We start from the raw sequence: 12,586 nt of genomic DNA, 5'->3' as shown, positions 1-12,586 counted from the left end.
CGGTGTCTCCTGGTTCAGCTCGGTGTGCGGCCGTTCACCCGCGTGGTCCTGACGAAACGCAGGTCCAGCAGCGACGACACGGTTGCGGGCAGTGGCGCCACGGTGACCGGTTCGGGCGGGGCGGGGGCCGGTCCGGGCGGGGCGGGGAGCGGCTCGGGGGCCGGGGCGGCGGGGCGCTCCAGCCAGTACCGCCGCCGCTGGAATCCCGGCGCGGGCAGCGGGGTGCGGCGGACCCCGGCGGCGGCATGCTCGTCGGGCGCGGAGACGATCGCGTGGGCGTTGGTGCCGCCGAGGCCGAACGCGCTCACCCCGGCGACCCGCCGCCCGGCCCACGGCTCGGCGGCCAGCTGCGGCGTGAACGGGGAGGCGGCGAAGTCGAACCGCGGGTTCGGCCGGTGGCAGTGCAGGGTCGGCGGGCGGACGCCGCGCTCGACGGCGAGGACGACCTTGAGCAGCCCGGCGATGCCGGCCGCGGACAACAGGTGCCCCACGTTCGTCTTGACGCTGCCGAGGCCGCAGTAGCCGGTGTCCGATGTGGACTCGCGGTACACCTGGGTCAGCGCCCGCAGTTCGATCGGGTCACCGATCATCGTGCCGGTGCCGTGCGCCTCGAGCAGCCCGATGTCGCCGGCGCCGTAGCCGCTGGCGGCGAGGGCCCGGCGCACGACGGCCGCCTGGGCGACCGGGTTCGGCGTGGTGAGCCCCATGGTGCGGCCGTCGTTGTTCACCGCGACCGCGTCGATGACGGCCCGGATCCGGTCACCGTCGCGGATGGCGGCGCCGAGCTCCTTGAGCACCAGCACGCCGCAGCCCTCGCCCGGCACGAACCCGTCGGCGTCGGCGTCGAACGTGGCGCAGCGGCCCGAGGGTGACAGCGCGCGGGCGGCGGTGAACTGCAGGTACGGCTCCTCGTCGAGCAGGATCTCCACCCCACCGGCCAGCGCCAGCTCGGACTCGCCGCTGAGCAGGCTGCGGCAGGCCAGGCCCACGGCGACCAGCGCGGAGGAGCAGGCGCTGTCGACCACGAGGTTCGGCCCGTGCAGGTCGAGCGCGTCGGCGACCCGGGCGGCGATGAAGTTCTGGTCGGCGCCGAGCCCGGCCGCCCCGCCGCGCACGCCGGCGCGGTGGCGGTAGCCGGAGAGCCGGGCGCCGGCGAACACGGCGACGTCGCGGCCGCGGACCTCGTCGTCGCGGTAACCGGCGTCGCGCAGCGCGCCGACCGAGGACTCCAGGAACAGCCGGATGCCGGGGTCGAGGCAGACGGCCTCCTCCTCGCCGATGCCGAACCAGCCCGCGTCGAAGTCCTCGATGCCGTCGACGAACCCGCCCCATTTGCTCACGGTGCGCCCGGGGTACAGCTCGGCGGCGCTCCAGCGGCCGGGCGGCACCTCGGTCACCGCGGAGCGGCCCGCGACGAGGTTGTCCCAGAAGGCGTCGGCGTCGGCGGCGCCGGGCATGCGGCACGCGAGGCCGATGACGGCGACCTTCCCGGCCGGTGCCGGGGTCGCGGCCGGCGGCCCGGCGGCGGGGGCCGGGCCGGGTGCGGGCAGCGCGGCGGCCAGCCGTCGCAGGGTCGGATGCTCCAGGAGCAGACTCGGCGGTACCGGCTCAGCCACACGCTCCTCGATGCGCCGCACGAGCTCGGCCAGCATCACCGACTCGACGCCGAGCTCGCGGAACTCCGCGTCCGGGTCGAGCGCCTGGGCGGGGATGCCGGCGGTCGTCAGGAACAGCTCGGCCAGCCAGCCCGGCACCGGCCCGGCCGCCGGGGGCGGTTCGGCCACAGCGATCGGGGCGGCCGGTTCGTGCGGGGCGGGCGGGACGGGCGCGGCCTGCACGACGGTCTCAGTCGCCCCGGCGAGGGCGAGGTCCAGCACGTCCAAGCCCTCGCGGTCGGAGAGGGTGCCGAGCCCGGCCCGGGCGCACGCCGCCGCGGCCCCGGCGCCCGAGCCCGACTCGCGCCAGACCGTCCACTGGATGCTGCGGTAGGCGGTGCGGCCGAGGCGGGCCTGGTAGCCGGCGAGCAGATCGAGATACGCGTTGGCCGCCGCGTAGTCGGCGACACCGGCGGCGAGCGCGGGCACGGCGGCCGACACCGAGGAGTACAGCACCGCGAACTCCAGCGGCTCGTCCGCGCACAGCTCAGCGAGGTTGGTGGCGCCCTCGGTCTTCGGCGCGAGCACCGCGGCGACGTCGGCCGGGTCCCGCAGCACCAGCGGCCCGGGGGTGGCGGCCCGGCCGGCGCAGTGCACCAGCCCGCCGATCGGCCCGAGCTCGCCCCGCACCCGCTCCAGCGCCGCGGCGAGCTCGGCGGCGTCGGTCAGGTCCGGCGCGCAGGCGCGCACGGTGACGCCCTCGGCCTCCAGCGCGCGGATCGTCGCCGTCGCGGCCGGGGTGTCCCCCGACACCGGAGCGGCCGAGAACAGCGCGATCCGGCGGGCGCCGCGCTCGGCCAGCCGCCGGGCGGCGAGGGCACCGAGCCCTCGGGTGCCGCCCGTGACCACGTACGCGCGGTCCTCCCGCAGCCGAACCGGCGGGAGCGGGCGGGCCGGCGCCGTGACGGTCCGCGGGAGCAGCCGCCGCCCCGACCGGTGGCAGACCTCGGCCCCGGTGCCGGCGCTGAACTCGGCCGCGATGCGCGCCGGGTCGGCCTCGTCGCAGTCCAGGGCGCTCGCGCGGACCGCGGTGTGCTCGGCGGCGATCGAGCGCACGAGGGCGGTCATGACGGCGCCGGCCAGCCGCGCCGGGGTGCCGCCGACCGGCTGGACGCCGCGGGTCACGTGGAGGATCCGCGTGATCGGCCGAGGCCCGCGCAGCAGCCGCTGCAGCATCGCCAGGCGGGGCCGCCAGGTGTGGGGGCGGGGGTCGCCGGGGGCCGGTCCGTCCACATCGGACAGGTCGAGCCAGCCGGTGAGCCCGGGGTGCGCGTCGCGCAGGGCCAGGCCGGCCGCCTCGGAGTCCACGACCGGCAGGTCGCCGCCCGCCCCGGCCGCGGTGCGGGCGAGCACGAACCGCGTGGCGGGCAGGGCGGCCGCGACCCGCGCCGCCAGGTCCGTGCCGTCGGCGCCGCCGATGAGGCAGAGCACTGCACCGGGGAACGGTGACGCGTCGGGCAACGGCGCCTCGTCCGGCTCCCACCGCCGCGCCGTGAGCGGCACCGCGGCGGCGGCCGTCCCGGCGTCGTGGCCGCGCCCGGGCGCCGCCGGGTCCGCGTCCGGCAGCCAGCAGCGCATGCGGGCGAACGGATGGCCCGGCAGCGCGACCAGGCCGGCCCGGCCCAGGCGGTCCCAGTCGACCTCGGCGCCGGCGGCCCACCGCCGGGCGAGCTCGTCGAGGTCGAGCCGCTCCGGATCGGCGACGACCGGCCCCGATCCGGCGGGGCCGCTGCGGCGGCCGAGCACGATGCCGGCGTGGTCGCCGGCGGCGAGACCGGCCAGGCGCCGCCGGGCCTCGGCGAGGTCGGAAGCGACGAACGCGGCCCGGTGCGCCAGCGCCTCGCGGCCCGCGCGCAGCGTGTGGGCGACGGCGGCGAGGTCCAGGCCCGGGTGGTCGGCGAGGTGCCCGGCCAGCCGGGCGGCGACGTCGGCGAGCTGTCCGGGGTTCGTGGCGGAGACGACGACGAGCTGCGGGCCGGGGACCGTGCCCGGGGCGACCGGCGGGGGCGCCTCCTCGACGATGGCGTGCGCATTGCTGCCGCCGGCGCCGAAGGAGCTCAGCGCGGCCCGGCGGGCGGTGGCGCCACGCGGCCACGGCGCGGCGGTGCGCTGGACGGCGAACGGGCTCGCGGCCCAGTCGACGTTCGGGTTCAGCCGGTCGGCGTGCAGCGACGGCACCAGCCGGCCGTGGCGCAGTTGGAGCAGGATCTTGGTCAGCCCGGCGATGCCGGCGGCGCCCTCCAGGTGGCCGATGTTGGACTTGACGGAGCCGATCGGCACGCTGCCGGCGGGCCGGTCGCCGTAGGCGCGGTGGAGGCCGCTGAGCTCGATGGGGTCGCCCAGCGCGGTGCCGGTGCCGTGGGCCTCGACATAGCCGACGCCGGACGGGTCGAGGCCCGCGCGGCGCAGCGCGCCGGCGACGAGCTCCCCCTGGGCGACCGGGTTCGGGACCAGGTAGCCGCTGGTCCGGCCGCCGTGGTTGACCGCGGTCGCCAGGATCACGCCGTGGATGCGGTCGCCGTCGGCCTGCGCGCGGGCCAGGGTTTTCAGCAGTACCGCACCGACGCCCTCCCCCGGCACGAGCCCGTCGCCGCCGGCGCCGAACGGCCGGCACCGCCCACCGGCGGCGGTCATGCCCATCGCCCGCTGCTGGACGAACTTGTTGCGGTGCAGCGACAGGTTCACCCCGCCGGCGACGGCGACCTCGCACTCGCCCCGGCGCAGGCTCTCGGCCGCCAGGTGCAGCGCCGTGAGCGAGGAGGAGCACATGGTGTCGACGGTCAGGCTGGGCCCGGCGGCGTCGAGGAACCACGAGACCCGGTTGGCGATGCCGGCGATGGCGGAGCCGGTCGCGATCGGCGCGCCGGCGGCGGTTCGCTCGACGCCGAAGAAGGGGTACTCGTTGTACATCGTGCCGGCGAACACCCCCACCCGGCCGCCGTGGCGCATCCGCAGCCGGGCCCGGCTGTAGCCGGCGTCCTCCAGCACACGCCACACCGTCTCCAGGAACAGCCGCTCCTGCGGGTCCATGAGCGCGGCGTCGCGCGGGGTGATCTGGAACAGCATCGGGTCGAACAGGTCCACGTCGTCGAGGAAGCCGCCGATCGCGGCGTCGTCGTCCGGGCCGGGGCGACCGGGCGGCGGCGCGGTGACGCAGTCGCGGCCGGCGACGAGGTTGCGCCAGAACTCGTCGAGGTCGGCGGCCTGCGGATAGCGGCCCGCGACCCCGATGACCGCGATCGGCTCCGCCGCCTCGTGAGTCCGGGCAAGCGTTGTCTCGGCCGCGGTCCGCGGCGCGGCGGTGCGGGCCAGGGCGGCCGCGATGCCGGCCAGGTCGCGGTGCTCGTAGAACAGCGTCCGCGGTACGCCGTCGAAGCGCTCGGCGAGGCGCGCGTTGAGGCCCGTGACCATCAGCGAGGTGAGGCCGTAGTGCTCCAGCGGCGTGTGGGCGTCGATGCGCTCGGCCGGGATCTGGGACACCTCGGCGAACATGGCGCACAGGTAACGCTCCAGGTCGCCGGGTTCGTCGGCGGGCGCGGGGGCAGGCTCGACGGCCAGGCGGTGCCGGTCCGGCGCGAACGGGTAGGTCGGCAGCGGCACCCGGCGGCCCGGCACCCGCCACGCCGCGGCCCAGTCGACGGGCTCCCCGGCCAGCCAGGAGCGGGTCAGCACGTCGGCGGGCGCCTCGATGTGCCCGGTGGCCAGGAACGCGTCGAGCGCCGCGCGGAGGGAGGCCTGGTCGGCGGCGGGAAACGCCGCCCGGTGCGCCATCGTCACCCGGCCGACCTGCAGCGTGTACGCGATGTCGGCGCTCGGCACCGCCACGGCGTCGAGGGCCGCGCGCAACCGCCGGACGGCCTCGCGCACCTGGTCGGGCGTCTGGGCGGACAGCGGTACCACGAGAGGACCGTCGGCGGCGGGCGCCGCGGCGAGCGGGTCGGGCGCGCGCAGGACGAGGTGGCCGTAGGAGCCCGTGGCGCCGAGGGCGTTGACGAGCACCCGGCGCGGGGCCGTCGCGCCCGGCGGCGGCCACGGGGCCGGGGCGTCCACGACCCGCAGCGCGACCGCGTCCCAGTCGACCAGCGGGCTGAGCTCGTCCGCGCGCGGCGTCGGGGCCAGGCGCTCGTGGCGGAACTGCAGCAGCACCTTGGTCAGCTGGGCCAGGCCGGAGGCGGCCTCGAGATGGCCGATGTTGGCCTTCACGGTGCCGACGGGCACGGGGGTGCCGCGGCCGCCCAGCACGGCGTCGAGTGCCTGGATCTCGGCGGCGTCGGCGATGCCGGAGCCGCCGGCGGCGCACTCGACGTAGCCGATGTCGGCCGGCTCCCGCCCGGCGGCGGCGAGGGTCTCGCGCAGCGAGCGGGTGAGTGCGGCGACGTTCGGGGCGAGGAAGCGGTTGCCGCCGCCCGCGTGCCCGGCCCAGGTGGCCTCGAGCACGCCCCAGCGGTGATCGCCGCCGGCCACGGCCGCGGCGTCGGGGCGCAGCAGGACGGCACCCGCGCCCTCGCCGGGCGACCAGCCGCCGGCCGCCGCGTCGAACGCGCCCGCGACCCCGCCGGTGGAGACGAGGTCGAGGCCGCGCAGGACGGCGGCGTGGTACGGGTGCGCGATCAGGTTGACCGCCACGACCAGGGCGGCGTCGCACTCGCCGGAGCGCAGGGCCGTGGCCGCGAGGTGCAGCGCGGTGAGCGCGGAGGAGCACGAGGTGTTCACCGCGATGCTCGGGCCGCGCAGGCCGAGGCAGTGCGAGATGCGGCTGGGGATGTCCGCGGCGACGCCGGAGACCCGGGCCGGCCCGCCGTCCGTCCAGCCGGCCGCGCCGACGTGCTGGTAGTCCTGCCACATGACGGCGGCGTAGACGCCCACGCGGGGTGCGGCGGCGCGCAGCCCCTCCGGGGTGTACCCGGCGTTCTCCAGGCACTCCCACGCCACCTCCAGCGCCAGGCGCAGCTGCGGGTCGAGCTCGCGCGCCTCGGCCGGGGCGATGTGGAACAGCAGGCTGTCGAAGCGGTCGATGTCGTCGAGGTACGCGCCGGGCAGCGCCGAGCCGATGTCGGCGGCCCGCGCGGGCGGCGGCGGGGCGACGCTGCGCCACCCGGCCGCCAGGTTCTGCCAGAGCCGGTCCACGTCGGGGGCGTCGGGGTAGCGACCGGACAGGCCCACGATCGCCACGTCCCGCACGTCCGGCACGGTCGGCTCGTCCGGCACGGTCGGCTCGTCCGGCACGGTCGGCGCGGCGGGACCGGCCGGCGCGGCGGGCAGCGCGAAGGCGGGCGCGGCGCCGGCCGTCGCGGGGTCGTGGCCGGCCGGGCCGCCGAGGAACGCGTGCAGGAAGCGGTGGCCGTCGTCAAGGGCGAACTGCGCCCGGACGCGGTCGAAGGCCAGGCCGCCGACCGGGCACAGGCCGAGCCCGAACGCGGCCTGCCCGAGCATGAGCAGCTCGCCGAGGTAGCCGGCCTCCAGGCGCAGGTACCCGTCGGCGTCCGGGCCGTAGACGGGCTCGATGCCGCGCGACTGCCCGATGAGGTACACCTCGAAGGACGCGGCGTCGAAGACGGGCCGGTTGTAGAAGAAATGGATGCCGCGCGGGATGTCGGGCGCGGGGTTCACCAGCTGCAGGGCGCGCTCCTGGGCCCGCAGGTAGTACAGCCCGGCCGGCACACCCTCCACGGCGTCGGGCCGGACCCGCACGTAGACCTGCACCGCGTAGGTGTCGCCGGCGGACGGGTACAGCCGCCGCTGCCCGTCGCCGGGGTCGGCCCCGAGCAGGCCGAGCAGCCCGTCGAACGCGGCGCGCGGAACCGGCCCGGCGGCGAACGTGCGGCGGGTGCCGCGCCACCGGAAGTGCTCGGCCGCGGGGGCCGCGCCGCTGAGGGGCACGAGGACGTCGTCCGGCCCGGCGGGGCGCTGTCCCCATCCGGCCGCCTTGAACGCGGCCTGCTCGTGCGCGGAGAAGACGTCCACACTGGACGGTGCGGGAACCTCGGGCACGGCGGGCCCGGGCGGATCGGCCGGCGCCGCGACCGGGACCGGCGCCGCGACCGGGACCGGCGCCGCGACCGGGGCTGGTGCCGGTGCCGGTGCCGGTGCCGGTGCCGCGACCGGGGCCGGGGCCGGGGCCGGGGACACCGGCCGGGCGCCGGTGGAGGCCAGATGGCGCGCCATCGCGGCGACCGTCGGCTCGGCCAGCAGCACGTTGACCGGCACCCGGCGGTCGTAGCGCCGCCGCAGCTCCCCCGCGACCTGGACCATCGTGAACGACGTCGCGCCCTGGTCCCACAGGTCCTGCTCCGCGTCGACCGACGCCTGGCCGAGCAGCCCGGCGAGGATCGCGCCCAGCTCGCCGGTGAGCCGCTCCTGCGCCGCGGGCTCCACCACCGCGGTGGGAGCCGGAGCGGGAGGCGGAGCCGGAACCGGGGCCGGGAGCGGCGTCGCGGCCACGGGGGCGACGACGGCACCGTCGACGATCGGGGAAGGGGGCGGCGGCCACGGCAGCGCGTCGCGGTCCAGCTTGCCGTTGGCGGTCGCCGGGAACGCGGGCACGGCGACGACCGCGTTGGGCACCATGTAGTCGGGCAGCGTCCGCGCGGCGAACGCGCGCAGCTCGCGGGTCGGCGGCAGCGGGCCGGCCGCGACGATGTACGCGACGAGCTTCCTGTCGCCGGCCGGGTCGGGCCGGGGCACCACGACCGCGTCCGCGACCGCCGGGTGGCGGCGCAGGCAGTGCTCGATCTCGCCCGGCTCGACCCGGAACCCGCGGATCTTCACCTGGGTGTCGGCGCGGCCGAGGAAGACGATGACGCCGTCGGGGCGGTAGGCGGCCCGGTCGCCGGTGGCGTACATCCGCTGCCCGGCGGGGCTCGCGAACGGGTCCTCGACGAAGCGCTCGGCCGTCAGGTCGGGCCGGTTGACGTACCCCTCGGCCAGGCAGACGCCGGCGATGTACAGGTCGCCCTCGATGCCGACCGGGCAGGGGCGGCGAGCCTCGTCCAGGATGTAGTACCGGCAGTTGTCGATCGGGCGGCCGTAGGGGATGCTGCGCCAGGCCGGGTCGACGTCCTCGATCGGGAAGTGGTTGGACCACACCGTCGCCTCGGTCGCGCCGCCGAGGCTGACGATGCGGGCCCGGGTGAACACGGCCCGCAGCGCGTCGGGCAGCGTCAGCGGGGTGTAGTCGCCGGAGAGGAAGACCAGCCGCAGGTTGCCGGTGCCGGGGTGGGCGGGCTCGGGGCCGGGCAGCAGCGGCATCAGCTGCGCGAGCGTGGTCGGCGCCGAGTTCCAGAACGTCACCGGCTCGCTCAGCAGCACGTCGAGCAGCAGGGCCGGGTCCTTCTGCTGTTCGGCGTCGGCGACGTAGAGCCCGGCGCCGCTGCCGAGCAGCCCGAAGATGTCGTAGACGGACAGGTCGAAGCCGAGCGACGTGACCTGCAGACCGACGTCGCCGGGCCCGGTGGGGTAGGCCCGGGCGGCCCAGTGCAGCAGGTTGTCCAGGGCCCGGTGGGCGACCAGGACGCCCTTCGGGGTGCCGGTGCTGCCGGAGGTGAAGATGACGTACGCCGGGTCGTCGGGCGTGCCGCGCCACTGCGGGCCGGCGTCAGCCCCGGGCACCGCGTCGGCATCGAGGACCGCGACGCCCGCGGGCGGCTCCCACTGGGCGGCGCCGCCGGAGCTCAGCACGATCCGGGCGCCGGTGTCGGCGAGCATGACGTGCGCGCGGGCCTCGGGCAGGGCCGGGTCGACGGGCACGTAGGCCGCGCCGGTCTTGGCCACGCCGAGCACGGCGGCGATCATGCCGGGGCCGCGCCGGGCCCGGATCGCCACGAACGTGCCGGGGCCGGCGCCGAGCGCCTGCAGCCGGGCGCCGATGCCGTTGGCCCGGCGGTCGAGCTCGCCGAAGGTCATCGCGCCGCCGCGGGAGCGCAGCGCCACGGCGTGCGGGCGCTGCCGGGCCTGCCGCTCGAAGCGCAGGTGGGCCGGCTCGGGCGGCGGGTGCGCGACGGCCGTGTCGTTCCAGGCCGGCGAGGGGGCGTCCGCGGCGGGCCCGGCCGCGAATGGTTCGCGCAGCAGTCGCTCGTAGGACGCGAAGGCCTCGTCGAGCGCGCCGGGCGGGAAGTCGCCGGGCACGGCGTCCCAGCAGTAGACGAGCTCGTCGCCGTCCTCGGCGGCGATGCAGTCCAGGGACACGTCCGGCGTGTACGTCATCCAGGGCCCGGCGGCGACGCCGCCGGGCAGGCGCTCCTCGGTGAGTTCGAGCAGCCCGGTATACACGATCGGGAAGCCGTAGTCACCGCCGCGGCGCTGGGCCATGACCACCCGCCGCAGCTCCTCCAGGCCGCTGATCGCGTCGCCGGCGGCGTCGCGCAGATACTGCTGCCGGATCAGCGCCGCGCGCTGCGCGACGGGCAGCGCTCGCGGGCCGCGGGCGATCCAGCTCAGGCCGGTGTGCTCGCCGGGGCGGTACGGCTCTTCCTGCGGCGTCCACCGCACGGCCGGCAGCGCGAAGTCCTCGTCGAAGACGGTCGCGAGCGCCTGGACGAGGATCGCCAGCAGGAGCGGGTCGGCGCCGTACCCTTCGGCCTCCGCCCGCTCGCGCAGCGCCCGCCAGCCGGTCAGCCGCCCGGTGCGCCGCTGCCGGTGCCGGTCCGGGTCCTGGGCGAGCCGGGGTCCGGGCGGCATGCCGGCGAAGCGCTCCCGCCAGTAGGCGCGGGCGGCGTCGCGGGCCGGCGGCGGGTGCTCGGCCGCGCGGTGGCGCTCGAGCGCGGCCCAGGGCCGGGCGGTGCGCGGGGCGGCGGCGGGGTCGGCGGCGAGGCGGAACAGCTCGCGCAGCATGCGGTGAATGCTGATGCCGTCGGCGATGGTCAGGTCGATGCCGCAGTGCACGACCCACCGGGGGTCGCCGTCCCCGGCGGTGCGGGTCACCCGCAGGTCGAACTGGGGCCAGCGGTCGAGCGGGAACGCGGTGCCGGCCATCTCGTCACGGATACGGGCCAGCTCCGCCGCCTCGTGGCCGGGGTCGAGCTCGATGACCGGGATGTGCCAGCCGTCACCGGCCCTGGCCCGCACGCGCAGGGTGCCGTCGTAGCACAGGCGCGAGCGCAGCACGTCGTGGGCCTCGATCATGCGCTGCCAGGCCGCCTCCAGCCGCGCGAGGTCGAGGTCGGCGACGGTGAAGCTGTGGTAGACCTGGCAGCCGTCCCATGGTGCCGGGCCGCTCACCCGCGGTACGAAATAGGCCTTCTGCAGCTCGTTGAGGGGGCGTTGCTCGTCGTGCGCGCCGTCGTCCGCGGCGAGGGCCCGCAGGGCGTTGGTGAACGAGGCGAGCAGCGTCTGCGGGGTGCCGGCCGCGAATCGGGCCGGTGCCACGTCCCAATGGATGCGCAGTGCGCCGTCCTGCTCCCACATCTGGTGGTCCAGCGCGACGCCGGACGTCCGGCTGCAACGGTGGGTGGTGTACGCGGCGAAACTGTTGCGCACGTCGGCGGTGGGCAGGTCGAGCAGGCTGGTGAAGACGACGGGCAGGGGGTCGTCGCCGCTCGCGTGCCGGTCGCGCAGGGCCTCGACGCCGCTGGTGCGGGCGTGGCCGAGATCGCGCCAGAGCGCGGCGTGCAGGGCGGCCGCGGTCTCCTCGAAGGGGCCGGACGCGGGCTCGACCGCGAAGACGACGGTGGAGGTGAACGGACCGGGCACCGCGTCGGCCGCGGCGGGCAGGCGCATCCGGTCGCTGGCGGTCAGCACGAGCGCGTACGGGTCCCGGGCACCGTGGCGGGTGAGGGTGTCGGTGAAGACGGTGAGCACCAGCGCGGTCGGCGACACGTCGAGGGCGGCGGCGTGCTCCCGCAGCCGGCGCCACTGGGCCGGGGTGAGGGCGGCCCGCAGGACGCTGCGGGGCAGCCGGCCCGCGGGCGGCTCGTTGCCGAGCACCGCCGGAGCCCGCAGCACCGCGGGCAGGCGGTCCCGCCAGTAGGCCAGGTCCGCCTCGCGGGTGCCGGTGTCCGCGGCGAGGGTGCGCAGGCAGTGCTCCAGCGTGAGCGGGCCGCCGCCGAGGTCGTGGCCGGGCTCGCCGTACGCCTGCCACCAGTGGGCGAGCACCAGGTCCAGGCCGCGGCCATCGATGATCAGGCCGTCGATGACGAGATGCAGCACCACGGCGTCACCGGGGCCGCGGCTGACCTCCAGGGCCCAGCGGTCCTCGCCGCCGGGGCCGAAGGTGCGGGCGGTCAGCCGGGCGCGGACCTGCCCGAGGTGCGCGGCGAACTCGGCGGGGCCGGCGGCCGAGCGGTCGTGGACCGGCACCGTGGCCGGCGTGGAGGCGGGCGGCGCGACGCGCTGGCGCCAGTCGTCGCCGACGCGCAGGCGCAGGGCGTCATGCGCCGCGACGACCCGGTGCCAGGCCGCGACCGCCGCGTCCGGGTCCAGGCCGGCGACGGTGAACTCGCGGTAGAGCTGGCAGCCGACCGGGTCGGGGCTCAGGTCGGGGTCGGCGCCGATGAGGTACGCCTGCTGGATCGGGGTGAGGGGGAGGCCGTCGTCCGCGGCGGGCCCGGGGCGCCGATCGTCGTCCCGGTCGCGGGACGGGTCGTAGCCGGGCGCGAGCGCGGCGAGGCGGCCGGCCAGGCCCCGGATCGTGGTGCCGCCGGTGATCCACTCGATCGGCACCTCGGCCCCGAGCCGCGCGCCGAGCTCCAGCACCAGCCGCACCGCCAGCAGCGAGCTGAGCCCGTGGTCGCGCAGCGGCTGATCGTCCTCGGCCCGGGGGCCGCCGGGCAGGCCGGCGAGGGTGGTGCGGACCAGGTCGGCGTACCGCTCGTCGTGGGTCATCGTCTCCCCCAAACGGGCGCGCGCCGCCGTCCGGCGCACGGCCGCGGCCGCACGCCGGTTCATCGGCGCGTGAAGAGATTTACGATGGTTGTTATTGCAATGCCGATGCTAAA

Annotated in this window: 1 protein-coding gene; it reads right to left on the bottom strand. The window is 77.4% G+C overall.

Annotation, left to right across the window (positions count from 1 at the left end; translation table 11 throughout):
• Nucleotides 1-14: 14 nt before the first annotated feature.
• Nucleotides 15-12,473 carry an amino acid adenylation domain-containing protein gene (locus ACQP2P_RS20605; RefSeq protein ID WP_433618262.1) on the bottom strand — a complete coding sequence of 4,153 codons (12,459 nt, stop codon included), beginning with the start codon at nucleotides 12,471-12,473 and terminating at the stop codon, nucleotides 15-17.
• Nucleotides 12,474-12,586: the final 113 nt, after the last annotated feature.

Origin of the sequence: Dactylosporangium sp. CA-139114, assembly GCF_050955725.1 — a bacterium.
Lineage (GTDB): Bacteria > Actinomycetota > Actinomycetes > Mycobacteriales > Micromonosporaceae > Dactylosporangium.
This window is presented reverse-complemented; position numbering and strand designations above follow the sequence as displayed.

Bases quoted from the DNA above. Each gene is read 5' to 3' on its own strand.
- ACQP2P_RS20605 (WP_433618262.1), bottom strand. From the start codon at position 12,473: ATGACCCACGACGAGCGGTACGCCGACCTGGTCCGCACCACCCTCGCC.